Genomic DNA, 18,039 nt, shown 5'->3' with positions numbered 1-18,039 from the left:
ACTTGTGCCAATTGAATATTTCAGATAGACTTCCTCTTAGCTGATTAAAGTACTTTTTCATCTTTCGCAAATAATGAATATATAAGGCTTTAATCAGTCCTTTCAATATTTTTTATCGTGTACAGAGCTAAATCATAATAGTGTCTTGAGTATCTAGGTGGTAAGCTTTTATCTTCAGGTCTATTTGCCTCTTGATGAAGAATAGTAGCTTTCTCCCAGAATGTTCGTTCTGCACAGATGGCATTTACTGAGCATGTACCTTTATCAAAGATATGTGAAAATTTATCATAAGCGTAAGAACTAATCTCATAACTACCATGAGGTAACCAAGAAGCTAAAGGTCCAATCTCAAGTAAAATTTCAGGTCTTAGATATTTATCATTAAAAGCTGCTGGATATTTAACATGTATATTAAAAGGATCATCGCCAATATAACATTTACATATTGGAGAAATTAGTTCAGATACTATAGGCAACAGTTCTTCTTTAATATAGGTTTTGGCACTTTCATTGACATGCTTATTAAACTTATCTTGTTTTGTCTTAGATGATTTCGGCTCATTTGGATCACTATCAACAACTTCTCGCCAATCTAAAATCAAATCTATATCTTCAGAAAATCTACCAATAAGATTAAAAACTTTTGATAAGCTCGTACCACCTTTAAACATTAGTTTTTTATTGATAGCATCACAGCTAAAGATCTTGGATAGAACCCAAACTACCCAAAAATCCTTTTCTACAATCGCATTTGTAGTATCCATTAACCTTGCTGTTTCACTAAAAAGCTCTGCTCTCTGAGACTCCGATAGAAGTGCTATCTTATCCATTTAATATATCCCCATGGCATGCACAAACCTTTTTTATAATCTCATAAATCCAATTTGTAGCAGTTTTGGTATCTTTTAAGATCTTGTCACACATAGATTTATCTATAATATCTTGTAGTTTAGATATAATCTCATCACCTACATTCTCTTTACCTAGTGACTTTAAAGCTTGCACTAACAAAATACTTTCTCGGTACTTGAAACCAATATTTTTTAAGGCTGATTTTTTAAACTCAATCGTTATATTATCAAGTATTTTATAACTACGATTAGCTCCGTTAGTCAGATAAATATATTTACCAACAACTTGTGTAGATAGTCCAAGCAAATTTAGTGCAGTGTCACCACTAACTTCGATATCCCAATTAAACTTACGAGCTATTGCGTGAGCAACTTTTTCAATATCTGGGCTTAGATTTTGTTTAAGTAATTCACTATATCTAGGATAGTCATACAAACCTCTAGCTATACGGCGAATTATTCCTCTTCTTGTTAAATTAGAAAGAGACCAATCAATACTTTCTCTTGGATAATCTTTGATAAAGTCATTTGAAGAGAAGCTATACCCTCTTCCATTTCTATATATTTTTGAAAGAATCTTTTGTTCTATAGATTGCATAGCTTTGAACCATATTTTTTTTAAGAAAAAAGTATATATTTTTCTTAATTTTTATGATTCATTATACAAGTTTAAATTTGTTAGTTAAATAGATTTTTAAAATTCAATTAACTGTTATTTTTTTGATGCTTCAATATAAAAGCATACTTGATTTGGATTTAGTGCCATCATTACATTTATAGATATTTTTGCAAACTTTTGTACTTCTTGTAAAGATGTTTTATGCTGAGAATAAAAATCTACTATACTCCCATGGCTGTCCATGTGTAACCCTTTAATCACACTATCAAGTTTCATTTTCAGATCACTGCTATCAATAATCTGACAATCGGATTCAGAAAAGTAAGCATTTTGAAATTTGTGAGAGCTGTTTGAATCAGATATAGTTTTAATTATATTATCAAGAGTTTCATCAGCGAATGAGCTTTGCTGCTTATACTCTTTTTCAATAAATTGACTTATGAAATTAGTTTTTATAAAACTTTCAAGTAAAATCCGTATTTTATTGCCATTGTTTAATGCTTTATCATAATCTTCATTCAAATTTGTATCTTCTGCAAAGTTTATGATTTCCTTAAATAAAAGCATATAGAATGTATCAAAATACCCTGCCGCTTTGTCTTTTGACTCAAATATAAGTTTATCACTATTTCTAGATAATTGATGATACGATGCATGCTTACCTAATATTCTAATCATGTTGGTCATGAACACATGACTATGCGTAAAAACAAAAACTTGAGCTTTATCATCTGACTTTTGTAAAATCTCTCCTGCAATTTCTTGATTAATTTTAGCTACTAAATAGGAAGTCGTATAAATTCTATTTTCATCAAGGCTTGATATCGGGTCATCTATAACAACAATCAAGTCTTTTAAAGATTCTTTATTATAAAATAATTTTAACCTAGCCAAGAAATATGCAAATGCAAGAGTCGTTTTTTCTCCCTCACTTAATACTATTCGTATATTCTCATTTTGAACAATTTTTTGACTTATAGTTATTTGATAATCCGAGTCAACAGAATATTTTGATAAATTCAGAACTTTCAAATAATCCTTTATGACTTTAATGTCAGGCCTTTTTTTAGCTTGCAATTCTTGAATACTTTTTTCTGTATTCTTTATAGTATCTTCAAGTTGACTCAATTCAAAACTTAAAGATTCTTTTTGTTTTAAAACCTCATATTTCTTTTTTTGTAATTCAAAACTCTCTTTTTTTGCTTTGAGGATTTTTAATTTTTTTAATTCAACTTTGGTAAAATTCAACTGTTTTTGTTGAGCTCTTTTGTTATCTAAAATATTTTTTGTTATCTCTAATACTTCATTACATTTTTTATAAGTCTCTACAAAATTTTGTTTCGTACTAAAAAAACTTTCTAAGTTTTTAATACCTTGCTTTTCTTGTACTAGTTTAATTATTTGTTTTAATGCTTTATCTAACAAATCCAGATTGCTTTGAAAATCATTTTTGCTTTGGTCAAAATTTTCTGGAACAAAAGGCCTAAATTGTTCAAAATCATTTAGAATTCTATTCTTTTCACCTTCAAGAACTTTGAGATCATCATTAAGCTTTGAAAGTGTTGTTTGTGTTAAAATATTAAATTTATCAATTGCATCATTAAAATATATGGCATAGCCATCTAAAATTCCATTTTCAATAGATTGCATACAAAAAGGACAAACATCAAATTCTTCTGAATCTGTAAGTTTCATACCATCTTCTATAAATTTTTGACCAGCTTTTAAAATATGATTTTTAACTTTCTCTCCCACTTCACCAGCTTCTTTTTCAATATCGAATTTAAACAATTTTGTAAAACTTTCTTCTTGAAGCACATTTAATTGTGGAAAACTTATCTCAGATAAAGACTCAAATGATTTCATAGCAATATAAAGTTCATCAAATTTAGTCTTTAACCCTTGTAAACGACTCTCATCAACATTAAAAGTATTTTTCTCACTTAATAAAGTAGAATCAATGCTAATTTCACTAATACTAATGGGTATTTCTCTAGTAGTAATACTTGTTCTTATTCTTTCGATAGCTGCTTCTGCATCGCTCGTTCTTTCATCAGTTTTTTCAAGTTCACTTTTAATGTTTGGAGTATTGATATCTCCATTGATAGCAATTTTCCTACTTATTGCATCATCTTTTTGTTTGTTTAACTCTTGTATTTCTTTAGTTTCTTCCCCTACAAACGAGCCTTCAAGAATAATAGTTTTATCATCTAATTTCTTTAATCCAAAATCTGAACTTAATGGTGCATTATGTATTAAAAAATCACTATTGTAAATTTCAATATTAAACGATGAATTCTGATTTATTTGTGTGGTATTCACAGCTATAGAACTATTATCACTCAAAATAAAAGAGATTTCAGGATCAACCGTAGAGCCTATAGTTTGATACTGCTTTATATGTTGATAGTTTTTGCCAATTAAAAGTTCAAATGCTCTTGTAATTGATGTTTTACCCGCTCCATTATTAGCAAAAATTACATTGTAATCTTTAAATTCTGCATCCATGGATATATCATTTAGTCCACAAAATGATGTAAGCTTATCAATTTTCTTTATCTTCACTGACATTTAAATAAGCTCCTATATAAAAAGCCATCTTGCTCATATTATTACTCTGACTTTACTACTCATCAATTTAGGTAATAAAGTATCTCTAGTCTGCTCTAGTGTTTTTATTTGTTTTTTATTTATATTTATCTTTTTAAATAAAGAATCAACATTATTATTGAACTCTAAAACTTTAGATTCAGCCGGCATAAAATAATCTAATTCATATAATAGTGCTTTGTAATTTAAGTTTTTAATCCCAGAGCTACCATTCTCCAACATAAAAAACTCATCAATTGAATATAGATACTTAAAATATAAATATAAGAAAAAAGAATATTCTTTTTTCTTAACTCTAAACAATCTACAAAAATTAGAAAAAACTAAAGGTTTATCAAATAACGATTTAATATCACCATTTATATAAACACACCTTCCAGTAGATTGGTTCTCTGTGCCTCCTGATATTTCCATTATAATGTCACCGTCTTTTGGCTCAATTTTTGTAAATCTATTTTGCTTTACATATCTTTTAGGCGTTTTAGTAGCAATACCATTATTCAAATCAGCTATATCTGTTCCCCTTATACAATTTACTACAAAGTCAAAATCTTGAGTCAAAAATTCTTTGCCCCAATCTCCACCAACATGTTCATCAATCCATATATTAAACTTACCTAATTGACCATCAGCTTTTTCGATAAACCACTCTCTAAATAGAGTTTGTGCCATATCTTCTAAGGTTTGATTTTGTTGGTGGAGTAGATCAATTTTATCATCAAGGCTAGATAGCACTTCAGCTATGGCTTTTTGCTCGGCTAGTGGTGGGAGGTTGACAGGCATATTTTCTATATCTGATTTTGAGATATTAGCTTGGTTTGCACTACCTGACGATTGATTAGCTAAATAGTCATGTGTGATTTCATCTTTCATTAAAAAGTATAGATAAGAATTACAAATATTCTTAGGTAGCAATTTTGCCACTCTCTGATTTAGCAAAGCATCACTTAATAGCTTGTATTTAGATGACTGTCCAACAACCTGTGTTATAGATTGAGGGTGATTACCAGTCAATGCTACTAAAACATCACCCTTAGTAACTATATATTTAGATAGCTTTTCATTTAAATGATGATACTGTGAACCATTTATATTAACATCTCCATTTGCTACATTTTTTATTTTTATAATTGGCAAACTATTTTTTTGTTGAGTCTCTAAAAAGTCTCTTGATTTAAATGCATATCCGTTTAATACATCAACAACATCACCCAACCTACTCTCTCTCCAGCCTTTTGGTAATTCTGAATTACTCATTAGCCTCTCCCTCATATAGCATATTCATTACTAGTTTAATTATTATCTCTTTTTGACTAGGGGCAGATTGTGCCACTAGTAGAGCTATAGAAGCTAGAGCATTGTCATTTATCTTAGTCTCGCCACTTGGTTTATATAAGATGCCATTCTTATGCAAAAACAATACAAAAAGATAAGCACCTATGCGTTTGTTACCATCATTAAATGGATGCCCTTTGATAATGTAATATAGTAAGTTTGCAGCCTTTGCCTCAACCGATGGTAAAAGATTCTCACCTGCAAAACTTTGATAGATACTTTGTAAATTACCCTTTAACTCACCTGCTTTTTCTTGTCCAAAAAGTTCTGTAGCTTCGCCTTTGGCTATTAGTGTGCTTTTTAGTTCTGCTATAGCTGCTTTAGCCTCATCGTAATCAAGTATAAATTTTGACTCTTTAGTTTGTGTAACCTCTTCTAAGCTTTGATCATCATAGCCTTGCAGTAGCGCCCAACTCTTAGCGTAGTTAGATACTATTTCTACAAAGCCTTTTGCTTCGTTTGTGCTTATAGCATTATTTTGTAAGCTTTGTTTTATAAGCTGTATAGTTTGCTCTAACTCTTGTAGTTTTTGTTGCTTGAGCTTGTCTTTGTTTAGTGCATAGCCTTTGATAAGGTATTCTTTTAGAACTTTATTTGCCCATATACGAAATTGAGTGCCTTGTTTTGATTTTACCCTATACCCTACTGATATGACCACATCTAAACTGTAATGATCAACACTATATGTTTTACCATCTGCAGCAGTTGTCCGGAAATTCCGGATAACTGAATGTTTTTCTAACTCACCCTCTTTAAAAACATTACCTATATGTTCTGATATTGTTTTTACACTCTTTACAAATAGTTCACTCATTTGCTTTTGAGTTAGCCAAACCGTCTCATTCTCTACAGTAGTTTTTAACTCTATATTACCATTTTCATAAATAACTATTCCACTCATAAATCAAATCTCCTGTTAATCAAGAGATTCTGAATCAAGTTCAGAATGAATGTTTATTTTTATCTTCGCTAGATTATCCATAATCCTTTGATTTAGAGCTTCTTCTTGTTGCATTTGCTCTGATAGTTGAGTTTTTAGACTTGTAAATCTCTCTGCAAAGTTAAAATCATCTTCAACCTCTTCTAAACCGACATACCTACCTGGTGTTAGCACATAGTTTAGTTCTGCTACCTCTTCATAGCTTGCCGACTTACAGAAACCCTTGATATCCTCATAATCATTGTCGACTTTCCAGTTATGATATGTTTGCGCGATTTCTGTAATATCATCATCACTAAATTCTTTAGTTCTACGATTGATTAGATGACCTTTATTTCTAGCATCTATAAAGAGTATATCTTTTGTCTTACGACCTCTTTTGATAAACCATAACGAAGCTGGGATTTGCGTATTCAAAAACAGCTTAGCAGGTAAATTAACTATACAATCAACCAAATTTGCCTCTACTAAAGCCTTACGGATATCACCCTCACCTGAGGTGTTTGATGTCAATGCTCCTTTTGCTAATACAAAACCAGCAACTCCAGTAGGTGCTAGATGATACAAGAAATGCTGTATCCAAGCATAGTTAGCATTACCTGCTGGCGGTGTACCATATTGCCACCTTGCATCATTTCGCAGTAGCTCACCACTCCAGTCTGAGATATTAAATGGTGGATTAGCAATGATATAGTCAGCTTTTAAGTCCTTATGCGCATCATTTAAAAATGAGCCTTCAGAATTCCATTTAACTTGCGAGCTATCTATACCTCGTATTGCTAGGTTCATCTTACATAATCGCCAAGTGGTTTGGTTTGACTCTTGCCCATAAATAGAAATATCATTGATTTGCCCTTGATGAGATTCAACAAATTTCTCAGATTGAACAAACATACCTCCACTACCACAACATGGATCAAATACTCTACCTTTGTATGGTTCAAGCATTTTCACCAGTAGCTCAACTACAGATTTTGGCGTATAGAATTGTCCGCCCTGTTTACCCTCTGCTAGTGCGAACTCTCCCAGGAAATACTCAAATACATGACCAAGCACGTCTGCACTACGGCTTTGAGTATCACCAATTGAGATATTACCGATTATATCGATTAGCTCTCCTAGTGTTGTCGAGTTAAGATTATCGCGTGCATAAACTTTTGGTAATACACCTTTTAGCGAGTTATTTTCTCTCTCGATCTCATCCATTGCCTCATCGACTAGCTTACCAATCTCTGGTAGCTTCGCATTTGCCAAAAGATACGACCATCTTGCTTTAGTAGGCACAAAGAAAATATTTGACTCTAAATACTCATCTTTATCCTCTGGATCTGCCCACTCTTCACTTTGAAGCTCTGCGTATCGTTCCTCAAAGCTATCTGAGATATATTTCAAGAATACCAAACCTAGTACAACATGCTTATATTCTGCTGCATCAATATTTTTTCTAAGTTTGTCTGCTGCTTTCCATAAAGTGACTTCGATAGACTCTGAAACTGTCTTTTTTGCTTTTGCCATTTGCTTGAATTTTAAATAGAAAATAAGTGTATGAATTTATTATATTTAATTGGTTTTGCTATTGCTAGAAGTATCAAGATTTATGTAAGTTCTGGAATTGTAGATTGAACTAATAAGAGAATTAATAAGAATAAGACCTTCTTGCTTCTTTTTTAGCTCTACTTATAGCTGCTTTTTTAGCCATTTTTCTCTTCTGGGTTGGTTTTACGTAATGCTGTCTTTCTCTAAGCTCTTGTTTAATACCTGCTTTTTCACAAGCTCTTTTGAAGTTTCTTAGACTAATATCAAAAGGTTTTCTGGGATCGACTATTATTCTTGGCATATTATCCTCTCTTAATTTTAGAATATTAAGAACTATTAAAGTTCTTTTAGGGTTAAAAATTATTATTAGCAAAATAGCAATGAAGTATCTAAAGAAGATTTAGAGGCTTTATTTTATTTATACACTATCAATGTTAATACAAAGTATCCACTAAAGATACATATTATGGAGACATATATAAATATAACTAAGATTATGTTCTCATTTAAGAGTATAATAAGCATCTATTTAACAATATATGTTTAGAATGATTGATCCCAAAAACACATTCATTAATTTTGAAAATAATAAAATGTTAGAAGTTATTTTTAGTGATATAACTACTTTAGTCCAGAAAATATCAGAATCGAAAAAAGTAAGTATAGCTCAAGCAGCAGAGCTTAGTATATTCAATACTGAGATTATGGAACAGTTTATTAATTTAATAAACCATATGACGGATAGAGACTTTAGTGATAACAAAGAATCTTCGATGGTAGAAAGTTGTTTAGATTTTCAAGATTTATGCTTATATCTAAAAGACTTGGACAAATACGAAGAAGATTTTGATTTAACTAAAATACCTAGTTTTCATTAAAAAGCTTTCAATTAATACTTTTATACTATATGATTAGTGTCAGTTATTTATATTGTAACTTTAATTTGACTACTACGAAACTAATATAATCAGAAGTTTATTTCCAATAATCTATTCTTTATAAGCAAATCGTTAAAGTTTAAAACTAAGCCCAATGTGATTTAACTTATATAAGACAACAAAACAAAAGGAAATAAAACAATGAGACAAGGTACTATTAAATTTTTTAATACGACTAAAGGATTCGGATTCATAGAGCCTCAAGATGGTGGTAAAGATGTGTTCGTTCATATCAGTGCAGTAGAAAATGCTGGTTTAAGCACTCTACGTGAAGGCGAAAAAATTAGCTTTGAAGTTGAAGAAAACAGAGGCAAAATGGCTGCTGTTAATATCAAATCTATCTAATCTAAATCATCCTTATAAATATAAAGATAGTCTTTCTTAAGAAAATTAATTCATATTTTTATTCTTCAATTAACTATGAAAAGATAGCCATTTTTTAGATGGATAGCCTGGGATCTCTTTGGTTAATACAGGCACCATAAATCCTGATGAAATTTCAGACAGTTTTTTCATAATATCTTTAGCATTATCAACATTATAGTGTTTAGTTCCTGAAACAGTATCTAGTGAATGTATATAGTACGGAATCGCTTTAGCATTTATAAGTTTTGTACTCAAAGCATATAGCACATTAGCATCATCATTTATGTCTTTAAGTAATGTACTTTGATTTAGGATAATTATGCCATGATTGTGTATTTCTTTTAAAACCTCTCTAATACTATCATCTAACTCATTTGGATGATTAACGTGTATTACTAATACAGTATCAAGCCTATGCTCTGAAAGAATTTTCAAAAGTTTAGCAGTCATTCGCTCTGGTAATACTACAGGTATTCTTGAATGAATCCTAAGCCTTTTGATATGTGATATCTGCTGGATATTTTCTACAAAAAATTCTAATATTTCATCGTTATTTAAAAGAGGATCACCTCCACTTAATATGACCTCCTCGATACTACTATCATTTGCTATATATTCAAATGCTTTTAACCAATCTTTTCTACCAGGGATATTTTCTCTATAATCAAACTCTTTACGAAAACAATAGCGACAATGCACAGCGCAGCTTGTTTGTGATATCAGCAGAACTCTACCATGGTATTTATGTAATAGTCCTGGCACTTTATTATAATTTTTTTCATCAAGTGGATCGCTACTATAGGATTGATCTATCACTTCTTCATCGATAGTTGGTAAAACCTGTTTGAGCAATGGATCATTGATATTACCTTTTTGCATTCTATTAGCGAATGATCTAGGCACTATCATTTTAAATTTCCTGGTTATATTTAATGAAACTTTGGCCTCTTCGCTATCTATTTCCAAAAACTTTAACAATTCTAATGGTGAATAGAAAGATTCTTTAAGGGCTTTTTTCCAGTCATTAGTAGACATCTATTTATATTTTAAAATAAGATTTTTTTGATCTTCGAATTCTCTCATATAACCATAGATTGTCAATTTGTTTATACTAGAAGATCTAATTGATCAATCTATTCAGAATATTTCACACCTATATCTGCTAAAATTTTAGATTTAACTTTTAAAAGCTCTTTGATATAAAAATCTTTATTTTCCGCATAACGATATTGAGGTACAAGAATAGAAACACCAAGACTACCTAAAAATGTATTTACAGCTACTGCCGTACTGACTATGCCCTCTATTGTTTTACCATAATCATATTCAACACCATCTTCTCTAATCTTAGCAAGCCTTTCAAACAATTCTTTATTATCTTCAATACCTTCATCCAGGATATCGATAATTTCCTCATCTGAGTACAGTGCTAACAAAGCCCTACCAGAAGCTGTATAGTAAATTGGCTTCTCAAGTACACCTATTCTTGGAATTACCTGCAGTTCCCTATTCGCTATGAACCTATGCATTATTATAAGATCGGTATTGTTTGATTGTGTCAGAACAACTGTTTCACGTATTTTTTCACTAAGCTTCCTTAATGTGTTCTGTGTCAAAGAGACTATATCTGCATAAGATGAAGATGCTAACTTAAAAACACCTGATCCAAGCAAAATCTTACCTGCCCCTTCGCTTCGTGTGAATCCTTCAGCCTCAAGAGCAGCAACTATTCTCTGGACTGTAGATCGAGGTAAGTTGACCTTCTTTGCTATATCTCCCAAGCTCATGCCTCCAGGCTCATTACTAATACTTTGTAGCACATTCACAGCTCTGCTGATTACTTGGATTTTTTTTTCATTACTCATAAAAAGTTAATAATTTCTGAGGTTTAAAAGTCTTTTGACTAATAATAGCTTTTTTCATATAAAATTGCCAAAACATTCTTGTACCATTTTGCGATACGGTGTATCATATAAATATCTCTAGGAAAATTAGACTTAATTTACCTCCAGAAATAAAATTAAAAAAAATCTCGCACAAAATAAGGAGTCTGATATGCCTGTAATTACTTTTGATGGACTACTAATTTCTCCAATAATATTATTTTTAGCTATTGCAGCAATATTGACTATAACTACAAACCTAGCAATACCCAAAATCATACATGACTATGTAGATCTTAAATTATCTTGGTTTAATCTTGCATTATTTATCTGTTATCTAGGATTAAGCATGCTACTAATAGGAAACTAAAATGCCAAACAAAAGAACCAAAACTACTATTAGTATTGTTATAATTTGCGTGGCATTGTTTTCTCTATATTCGATCTGGAGATACTATCTATACTCACCATGGACTAGAGATGGTCGAATTAGAGCTAATATCATCACTATTGCGCCAGATGTTTCTGGTTTTGTAACCAGAATATATGTATCTGATAATCAAAGAGTAAAAAAAGGTCAATTAATCTTTACAATAGACAAAGATAGATATGCAGCAACTCTAGATGAAAAAGAAGCAGAGCTAAAACATGCAATAATGCAATGGGAGCTAGCTGATCGTCAATATCAACGTAGAGAACAACTTGGAAAAGATGGCTCAATAAGCTTAGATACTCTCGATGAATATCACATGCAAGTAAAGCTAAAAAAGGCAAATCTTGAAAAAGCAAAAGCAGAGGCTAGACTCGCAAAGATCAATCTAGATAGAACAAGTGTTTACGCCCCAGCAGATGGTACTATAAATAATATTGAACTACGACAAGGAAACTATGTTGTAGCAGCAAAACCAGTGATGTCTTTAGTTGAAGCTAATTCTTTCTATGTAACTGGATATTTTGAAGAAACCAAACTACCCAATATAAAAATCAATGATAAGGCTACTATCGAGTTAATGAGTGGTGGAGAACTACTACATGGACATGTAATAAGTATTGGCAAAGCTGTAGCAGACAATAATACAGATGTGAATAGTCAACTACTGCCAAAAGTACAGCAGACCTACGATTGGGTAAGACTATCTAAGCGAATACCTGTTGATATAGCTCTAGATGTGATACCTAAAAGTATCAACTTAATATCAGGTATAAATGCAACGGTAACAATACAATGATACAAAGACTATCAGATGAGCTAGAAATAATTATAAATAAAGAAAATATTATTTATACAATCAAAGGGTGTATATCTTTGACTATGGCTCTATGGATATCAATGAGTTTAAATTTAGATAAACCAATGTGGGCTATGATTTCTGCACTATTTTTACAAACTCGACCAGAAACAGGTTTTATCATTGAAAAAGCTCTTTTATTAATAGCTGTATCTTTTATTGGAGTGTTTGTTGGCTTTTTGATAGTCACATTTTTTTTGCCTTTTCCTGTATTAGCACTAATGGCTCTATGTAGCTTTATATCTATATCTATATTCTTCTCTGCCAACATGTCTCACCCTAACTTTATCTATGCCTTAGCATTGGCAAATGTTACCTGCATAATAATTGTTTTTTACTCTATAGCTAATCCTATGCTCACTACTGAAGAGACAATTTTTCATACCGGATTTTCTCGTGTAACTGAAATATCTATTGGCTGTATCTGCTCATGCCTTGTGAATTACTACATATTGCCAGTCAAAGTTCAGAAAACATTAAAGAATCACTCTAATAAAGTACTAGAACTTACTATATATTATGTTCAAGAAATGTTTCTAACACAAGACTTCACTAATAACATAAAATATAATTCAAAAGTTGAAGCAATTCTTAATAATCTTATAACTCTTGATAATGATTTGAGTGCAGCAAAATATGAGAGCTTGGACAAAGGTAATTATCTTATATTTTCAAATACTGTAGTTGAACTAATAGAAGCAGTACACTCATTAAGAAAATATTTGGCTAAAACAGAAAATAATTCTACCCTACAAAATCACTTAAAAACAATCGCAAACAATCTAAATAATATTGACAATAGCACAAGTAATAATCAAAACATCATATCTGACGATCATAAACTGAATAAGGTAATCTCAAAAATAGCTAACCTACTAGCTAGTTACAAAAGTTTAGAAGCCAAAAGTGATCAAAACAAGATAGTTTATAGTTTTATAACATATACCAACCCTATAGTTACACTAATTGCTATTGCTAGAACCGTAAGCTTACTGCTTATCATGTACTTCGTATGGGTAAGTACAAACGGCAACTCTAGTCTTCTTATGATGATTATTCTACCTTGTGTCTTGTCTCAACTTTTTATATCCGTACCTAATCCCACAGAAACAGTTAAAAAAAATATCATAGGCATAATTATATCAATACCAATAAGTATTCTTATAACACTAAATTTACTATCTCAAGCAGTGGGCTATTTTGAACTATTAATATTAATATTATTAACTGCATTACTCATTCCCATAGCAGCTCTTAACGTTCCTAAACTGCAGATGTATAGTCTTGGGTTCTATTTAGGTTTTGTATTTATGGTCCAACCAAGTAATCATATGAGTTTTGAAATCACTTCATCATTTACCATAGCTATGAGCTCAATTGTTGGATGCTTAGGTCTCTGGTTAGCATTTAAGCTATTTCCACTTACTCCTCACACTCTAAGTAGAAAGGTTGCTATCAGATCTATAATCAATGATGTTCACAAATTTCAAAGAAAACAAATATCTAAGGAGTGCTATCAAGCTACTTTAATCAAAAAGATTCTCAGTGTTTATAGAAATAGAAAAGAAGACTCATCATCCGAAAAAGATATTGAATTTGCTTTGCAGAGCCTAGCTAAAGCCAACTAATTTATTTGCTTGTTATAGTGACCTTTTTCAAAATCAACATTATAAACGATATCTCTATAGCCATGAGGATTTTCTATCTTTAATTTATGTACATCATTATATACTTGCTCTATAAGCCTTATTCTTTCTTCTCTGTTATGAGTTTTTTCACCGACAACATCAAGAGTACTTAAATTATATTCCCATTGTTCATCTCCAAGCATATGATAATTTTTCAATAAGCGACTATCAAACTTAAAGCTATGCTTGTGAGTATTTATCATTTTTTCAACAATACTAGATAAGATATCTTGATTAGACTGCCACAACTTTGCCAAAAATATAGCTTGGCATTCTGATAAAACAAATGGTACCGTTTTCCATGGTATGCCAACAAAAGCAAGATTAAGATAATCTTTATGTAGTATCTGATTACATAATGGACTCACAACATTATCTTTTGTTGAAATAATATCTTGAGATAGAAAAGGAAAACTATATTTATAACCAGTACAAAAAATAATTTCATCTATCTCAATAGTATTACCATTAATAGTTGTAGCTATACACTTATCATTGCATTTATAATATTTGTAAATAGAAGATATAAACTTAATATTTAGATTATTTTGTAGATTATATAGCTCTTGGTTCTTTTCTAATTCTCTAACAGAAACATAAACATCTCTACCACTATTATATAACTCATGAGATATATCCACACCAGATGAAGAATATCCTACACATAGGACTTTCTTAGCGTAGTTATCTACACTCCTATAGTATTTGCTGTGTGAAGCACTACCTACAATATAATCAAAACCATTAGTATTATTTGGAATTTTAGGCTCATCATAGTGCCCATTAGCAATTATTACAAAGTCAAACTCTTCATTAAATACCGCGCTATTACTTATATAAGATAATTTCCATAATGGCCTTTTCGATAACTTCTGGATAGGTTTCAAATTTATAACTTCAGCATTTAGGCAAAGACTATCATCTATTTGCCAAGCTTTGGCATTTGCTTCTAAGTAATATAAAACTTCTTTATGCTCTATAAACGATTTATTAGAGTTATAAGGAATTTTTTCATTTTCAAAAACCATTATTTCTTTGGGGAGATTAGTTTTTAGTGTTTCATATAATGCACCTTCTGACTCATCATAATTCCATACACCACAAATATTGTTCGTTTTTTCAAAGACTTTAACCTGAAAACCACCATCCTTGAGAACTTTTGCATTGATAAGTCCACTAGCACCGGCACCAATAATTGCGACTCTATTCATAATTTACACTGAAATAGTACATTTATACCCACTATATTTACGGATATTTATTACACCTGTATCAAATATTAGATACTGACCTTTTATACCCATGAGCTTAGCTTCTATAATAGGATCCTTATCTAAGTTAAATGATTTAATTTTTGTAGGATACTCAAACACAGGATAATTTATGGTTTGAATATTACCCTCTACAACTTCAACACTATTATCACCATATCTGGCTGTAATTTGAGCTATTTTATCACTAGACTTTTCGATCAGCTCATCTCTTAAATCCTCAAATTCAACTTCAGAACTTGGCTCACCTTGAAGCATTTTACGCCAGTTGGTTTTATCTGAAATATGCTCTTTAATCGCGACCTCAACTAATCCTGAAATTAGTCTAGTCTCTACAGCAAAGATCGGAATAGCTTGACTAGCACCTTGATCTATCCAACGTGAAGGAATATTTTTAAGCTTAGTAATACCTACCTTAATATCTCCTGTATTTGATAGGTATACAATATGAGTTTTCATGCAGTTTTCTTCACCCCACTTAGAATCTCTACATGTCCCGGCCGCGAAATGGCACAGTTCAGGTTTAACTATACAGATATCACACTCAGGTAACTTTCTCATACACATAAAGCAATGACCTTGAGAATAGCTCTTTTTTGTTTTGATGCCACATGATACACAATTAATTTCATCTAAAAACTCTATTCTCATATTTTTGCCAATGAAATCATTCATACAGATATCTTCTAACTCATATAGAGCATTATTATCACTATCTAATGTTGTTATCATTTTGTGTAAATTTACTGTTTTATTCATTAATACTTTTTTTAATAACTAAACTGCCTTTTAGGATAACAGACTTTAAAAGCAGTTAAAATCCTTGTTATTATTAGCTATAATCAATTTAATCAAACTAATTGGTTCTGATATGAGTGTAAGACTAGATAAATGGCTATGGGCAGCTAGATTCTACAAAACTAGAGCTATCGCAAAAAAAGCTATCGAAGGTGGCAAAGTACACTTTCAGAGACAAAAAACAAAAGTCAGTAAAGCTGTAAATATTGGCGATGAATACCAAATCCAACAATCACATATTAAAAAAACAATAATTGTCGAAGCTCTCGATGAAGTTAGAAAATCAGCTACTGAAGCTCAAAAACTTTACACAGAAACACAACAAAGTATCGAAAAGAGAGAAAAAGAAGCAACCATCAGAAAGACTGCTAACTTATTAAGCCCAGAAAAACCTACAAAAAAGCAACGTAGACAGATAATTGATTTTAAAAGAAATGATTGATCCACTATTAAACAATATAGATTATTAACGATTAATTACTAAACTTTTCTATCATCTTAAGCACAACGTAAATTATTGCACTAATTACTGCCGATATAAAACATACTTTAATAGCAATTGGAAATAGATTAATAAATATAGTAATAATAGTTACTATTATTAAAACACCTACAAATATTGATAAAAACTTATCCATTTTAAATAACCCCTTATTTTATAATAATTTTTGCAAATTTACGCTTACCAACTTGGAAAACATTTTCTGTACCTTTACCAAAAACAGCTTTATTATCAGCAGCCTTCTCACCATCTATTTTAACAGCTCCTTGCTTAATCATGCGAATAGCTTCTGAAGTACTTGCTACCAATCCTGCTTCTTTAAGCAAGTTTGCTATTGGCAATTCTTGACTTAATTCTACAACATTTATGTCATCAGGTATCTGATTTTTTTGAAATCTTTGGATAAAATCTTGATGCGCACTTTCAGCATCTTCCTTAGAGTGAAATCTCTCTATTAACTCTTTTGCCAACTCTATTTTAATGTCACGTGGATTTGTGCCATTAGCAACATCTTGTTTTAAATTAGCTATAGTATCTAAAGATTTGAAGCTAAGTAATTCGTAATATCTCCACATCAATTCATCTGAAACAGACATCACCTTGCCAAATATATCGTTAGGTGCTTCTTCAATACCTATATAATTTTGGCTAGATTTTGACATTTTTTTGACACCATCTAAACCTTCGAGAAGTGGCATTGTTATGATAATCTGTGGTTCTTGACCTTGTTGTTTTTGTAGCTCTCTGCCCATCAACAAATTAAATTTCTGATCTGTACCACCAAGCTCAATATCCGCATTCATAGCTACAGAATCATAGCCTTGTACTAATGGATACAAAAACTCATGTATTGAGATAGACTGGCCACCTTTGTATCTTTTTGAGAAATCATCTCTTTCAAGCATTCTAGCAACTGTTGATTTAGATGCTAGTTTGATCATATCGCTTGCAGACATTTTATCAAACCAATCACCATTACGACGAATGACTGTTCTTTCTTTATCTAAGATTTTAAATACTTGTTTAGTATATGTTTCAGCATTTGCAGCAACCTCTTCTGCAGTCAATGGAGGTCTTGTCGCATTTTTACCAGTAGGATCGCCTATCTGAGCTGTGAAATCACCTATCAAAAAGTGAATTTCATGTCCTAAATCTTGCAACTGTTTTAATTTATTAATTACAACGGTATGACCAAGATGGATATCAGGAGCTGTTGGATCACAACCAAACTTAATCACTAATGGCTTGTTTTTTTCGAGTTTTTTAACTAATTCTTCTTCAATTAGGACTTCATCTGCCCCTCTTTTAATTATTTCTAAAGTCTGTTGTATCGTCGACATTATATTTTTGTATATAAAAATTTCTCTCAATAAAGCAAAATTATAGCACAAAACTCTTTTATAGAACCAATAA

19 protein-coding genes are annotated in these 18,039 nt (G+C 31.1%); 6 read left to right on the top strand and 13 right to left on the bottom strand.

Annotated features, from left to right (window positions below; all coding sequences use genetic code 11):
* Window positions 1–89: 89 nt before the first annotated feature.
* The 7 genes from F3D57_RS07130 to rpsU all read right to left on the bottom strand — a co-directional run bounded on the left by F3D57_RS07130 (window position 90) and on the right by rpsU (window position 8,192).
* Complete coding sequence (locus tag F3D57_RS07130; RefSeq protein WP_150465723.1) at window positions 90–830, bottom strand: nucleotidyl transferase AbiEii/AbiGii toxin family protein; 741 nt, start codon at window positions 828–830, stop codon at window positions 90–92.
* Entirely contained in the window at window positions 823–1,449 is a 627-nt protein-coding gene (locus F3D57_RS07125) for a DUF6088 family protein (RefSeq protein WP_150465722.1), read from the bottom strand. Before F3D57_RS07125 ends, F3D57_RS07130 begins: the two co-directional genes overlap by 8 nt.
* Before the next feature lie 114 nt (window positions 1,450–1,563).
* Entirely contained in the window at window positions 1,564–4,041 is a 2,478-nt protein-coding gene (locus F3D57_RS07120) for an AAA family ATPase (RefSeq protein WP_150465721.1), read from the bottom strand.
* A 33-nt stretch (window positions 4,042–4,074) separates the two neighbouring features.
* The gene (locus F3D57_RS07115) at window positions 4,075–5,337 is read right to left on the bottom strand and encodes a restriction endonuclease subunit S (protein ID WP_191092369.1); all 1,263 of its coding nucleotides are present in this window, start codon (window positions 5,335–5,337) and stop codon (window positions 4,075–4,077) included.
* On the bottom strand, window positions 5,330–6,316 hold the full coding sequence (gene rhuM / locus F3D57_RS07110; RefSeq protein WP_150465719.1) for a RhuM family protein: 987 nt from the start codon (window positions 6,314–6,316) through the stop codon (window positions 5,330–5,332). The genes F3D57_RS07115 and rhuM overlap by 8 nt, the downstream gene beginning before the upstream one ends.
* A 15-nt stretch (window positions 6,317–6,331) precedes the next feature.
* On the bottom strand, window positions 6,332–7,870 hold the full coding sequence (locus tag F3D57_RS07105; protein WP_150465718.1) for a type I restriction-modification system subunit M: 1,539 nt from the start codon (window positions 7,868–7,870) through the stop codon (window positions 6,332–6,334).
* 121 nt (window positions 7,871–7,991) lie between these two features.
* On the bottom strand, window positions 7,992–8,192 hold the full coding sequence (gene rpsU / locus F3D57_RS07100) for a 30S ribosomal protein S21 (protein ID WP_146421252.1): 201 nt from the start codon (window positions 8,190–8,192) through the stop codon (window positions 7,992–7,994).
* A 247-nt stretch (window positions 8,193–8,439) separates the two neighbouring features.
* On the opposite strand from rpsU, the gene F3D57_RS07095 reads away from it, so the two are divergent.
* Window positions 8,440–8,769: a hypothetical protein gene (locus F3D57_RS07095; RefSeq protein ID WP_150465725.1), complete on the top strand. Its 330-nt coding sequence runs from the start codon at window positions 8,440–8,442 to the stop codon at window positions 8,767–8,769.
* 201 nt (window positions 8,770–8,970) lie between these two features.
* On the top strand, window positions 8,971–9,174 hold the full coding sequence (locus F3D57_RS07090) for a cold-shock protein (RefSeq protein WP_013923275.1): 204 nt from the start codon (window positions 8,971–8,973) through the stop codon (window positions 9,172–9,174).
* A 69-nt stretch (window positions 9,175–9,243) separates the two neighbouring features.
* Here the strand turns inward: F3D57_RS07090 and epmB are convergent, their stop codons facing one another.
* Both epmB and F3D57_RS07080 read right to left on the bottom strand, forming a co-directional pair.
* Window positions 9,244–10,230 carry an EF-P beta-lysylation protein EpmB gene (gene epmB / locus F3D57_RS07085; RefSeq protein WP_150465717.1) on the bottom strand — a complete coding sequence of 329 codons (987 nt, stop codon included), beginning with the start codon at window positions 10,228–10,230 and terminating at the stop codon, window positions 9,244–9,246.
* A gap of 98 nt (window positions 10,231–10,328) precedes the next feature.
* Window positions 10,329–11,060, bottom strand: a complete 732-nt coding sequence (locus F3D57_RS07080; protein WP_041263776.1) for an IclR family transcriptional regulator — start codon at window positions 11,058–11,060, stop codon at window positions 10,329–10,331.
* Window positions 11,061–11,250: 190 nt separating this feature from the next.
* On the opposite strand from F3D57_RS07080, the gene F3D57_RS07075 reads away from it, so the two are divergent.
* From F3D57_RS07075 to F3D57_RS07065, 3 genes are read left to right on the top strand one after another with little or no spacing between them, the layout of a single operon-like run.
* On the top strand, window positions 11,251–11,448 hold the full coding sequence (locus F3D57_RS07075; protein WP_013923278.1) for a hypothetical protein: 198 nt from the start codon (window positions 11,251–11,253) through the stop codon (window positions 11,446–11,448).
* 1 nt (window position 11,449) lies between these two features.
* Complete coding sequence (locus F3D57_RS07070) at window positions 11,450–12,307, top strand: HlyD family secretion protein (RefSeq protein WP_150463929.1); 858 nt, start codon at window positions 11,450–11,452, stop codon at window positions 12,305–12,307.
* A complete protein-coding gene (locus tag F3D57_RS07065) occupies window positions 12,304–13,995 on the top strand; it encodes an FUSC family protein (RefSeq protein WP_150463928.1) in 1,692 nt (563 codons plus the stop codon). Before F3D57_RS07070 ends, F3D57_RS07065 begins: the two co-directional genes overlap by 4 nt.
* Here the strand turns inward: F3D57_RS07065 and F3D57_RS07060 are convergent.
* Together F3D57_RS07060 and F3D57_RS07055 are read right to left on the bottom strand one after the other, a co-directional pair.
* Window positions 13,992–15,266: an NAD(P)-binding domain-containing protein gene (locus tag F3D57_RS07060; protein ID WP_150463927.1), complete on the bottom strand. Its 1,275-nt coding sequence runs from the start codon at window positions 15,264–15,266 to the stop codon at window positions 13,992–13,994. The two genes, F3D57_RS07065 and F3D57_RS07060, sit on opposite strands and share 4 nt — an antisense overlap.
* Before the next feature lie 3 nt (window positions 15,267–15,269).
* On the bottom strand, window positions 15,270–16,085 hold the full coding sequence (locus F3D57_RS07055) for a DUF2797 domain-containing protein (RefSeq protein ID WP_150465716.1): 816 nt from the start codon (window positions 16,083–16,085) through the stop codon (window positions 15,270–15,272).
* A gap of 112 nt (window positions 16,086–16,197) precedes the next feature.
* Here F3D57_RS07055 and F3D57_RS07050 point away from each other — a divergent pair, with 112 nt between their 5' ends.
* Entirely contained in the window at window positions 16,198–16,566 is a 369-nt protein-coding gene (locus F3D57_RS07050; protein WP_150465715.1) for an RNA-binding S4 domain-containing protein, read from the top strand.
* A gap of 31 nt (window positions 16,567–16,597) precedes the next feature.
* On the opposite strand, the gene F3D57_RS10240 is transcribed toward F3D57_RS07050, so the two are convergent.
* Complete coding sequence (locus F3D57_RS10240; protein WP_013923284.1) at window positions 16,598–16,762, bottom strand: hypothetical protein; 165 nt, start codon at window positions 16,760–16,762, stop codon at window positions 16,598–16,600.
* 13 nt (window positions 16,763–16,775) lie between these two features.
* Window positions 16,776–17,966, bottom strand: a complete 1,191-nt coding sequence (gene tyrS, locus F3D57_RS07045) for a tyrosine--tRNA ligase (RefSeq protein ID WP_150465714.1) — start codon at window positions 17,964–17,966, stop codon at window positions 16,776–16,778.
* Between the last annotated feature and the right edge of the window lie 73 nt (window positions 17,967–18,039).

It is taken from the genome of Francisella sp. SYW-2 (genome assembly GCF_008711475.1).
Taxonomy (GTDB): domain Bacteria; phylum Pseudomonadota; class Gammaproteobacteria; order Francisellales; family Francisellaceae; genus Francisella; species Francisella salimarina.
This window is presented reverse-complemented; position numbering and strand designations above follow the sequence as displayed.

Excerpts from the sequence above, each read along its gene's own strand:
- F3D57_RS07130 (WP_150465723.1), bottom strand. The coding sequence starts at position 830 with ATGGATAAGATAGCACTTCTATCGGAGTCTCAGAGAGCAGAGCTTTTT.
- F3D57_RS07125 (WP_150465722.1), bottom strand. The coding sequence starts at position 1,449 with ATGCAATCTATAGAACAAAAGATTCTTTCAAAAATATATAGAAATGGA.
- F3D57_RS07120 (WP_150465721.1), bottom strand. The coding sequence starts at position 4,041 with ATGTCAGTGAAGATAAAGAAAATTGATAAGCTTACATCATTTTGTGGA.
- F3D57_RS07115 (WP_191092369.1), bottom strand. The coding sequence starts at position 5,337 with ATGAGTAATTCAGAATTACCAAAAGGCTGGAGAGAGAGTAGGTTGGGT.
- rhuM (WP_150465719.1), bottom strand. The coding sequence starts at position 6,316 with ATGAGTGGAATAGTTATTTATGAAAATGGTAATATAGAGTTAAAAACT.
- F3D57_RS07105 (WP_150465718.1), bottom strand. The coding sequence starts at position 7,870 with ATGGCAAAAGCAAAAAAGACAGTTTCAGAGTCTATCGAAGTCACTTTA.
- rpsU (WP_146421252.1), bottom strand. The coding sequence starts at position 8,192 with ATGCCAAGAATAATAGTCGATCCCAGAAAACCTTTTGATATTAGTCTA.
- F3D57_RS07095 (WP_150465725.1), top strand. The coding sequence starts at position 8,440 with ATGATTGATCCCAAAAACACATTCATTAATTTTGAAAATAATAAAATG.
- F3D57_RS07090 (WP_013923275.1), top strand. The coding sequence starts at position 8,971 with ATGAGACAAGGTACTATTAAATTTTTTAATACGACTAAAGGATTCGGA.
- epmB (WP_150465717.1), bottom strand. The coding sequence starts at position 10,230 with ATGTCTACTAATGACTGGAAAAAAGCCCTTAAAGAATCTTTCTATTCA.
- F3D57_RS07080 (WP_041263776.1), bottom strand. The coding sequence starts at position 11,060 with ATGAGTAATGAAAAAAAAATCCAAGTAATCAGCAGAGCTGTGAATGTG.
- F3D57_RS07075 (WP_013923278.1), top strand. The coding sequence starts at position 11,251 with ATGCCTGTAATTACTTTTGATGGACTACTAATTTCTCCAATAATATTA.
- F3D57_RS07070 (WP_150463929.1), top strand. The coding sequence starts at position 11,450 with ATGCCAAACAAAAGAACCAAAACTACTATTAGTATTGTTATAATTTGC.
- F3D57_RS07065 (WP_150463928.1), top strand. The coding sequence starts at position 12,304 with ATGATACAAAGACTATCAGATGAGCTAGAAATAATTATAAATAAAGAA.
- F3D57_RS07060 (WP_150463927.1), bottom strand. The coding sequence starts at position 15,266 with ATGAATAGAGTCGCAATTATTGGTGCCGGTGCTAGTGGACTTATCAAT.
- F3D57_RS07055 (WP_150465716.1), bottom strand. The coding sequence starts at position 16,085 with ATGAATAAAACAGTAAATTTACACAAAATGATAACAACATTAGATAGT.
- F3D57_RS07050 (WP_150465715.1), top strand. The coding sequence starts at position 16,198 with ATGAGTGTAAGACTAGATAAATGGCTATGGGCAGCTAGATTCTACAAA.
- F3D57_RS10240 (WP_013923284.1), bottom strand. The coding sequence starts at position 16,762 with ATGGATAAGTTTTTATCAATATTTGTAGGTGTTTTAATAATAGTAACT.
- tyrS (WP_150465714.1), bottom strand. The coding sequence starts at position 17,966 with ATGTCGACGATACAACAGACTTTAGAAATAATTAAAAGAGGGGCAGAT.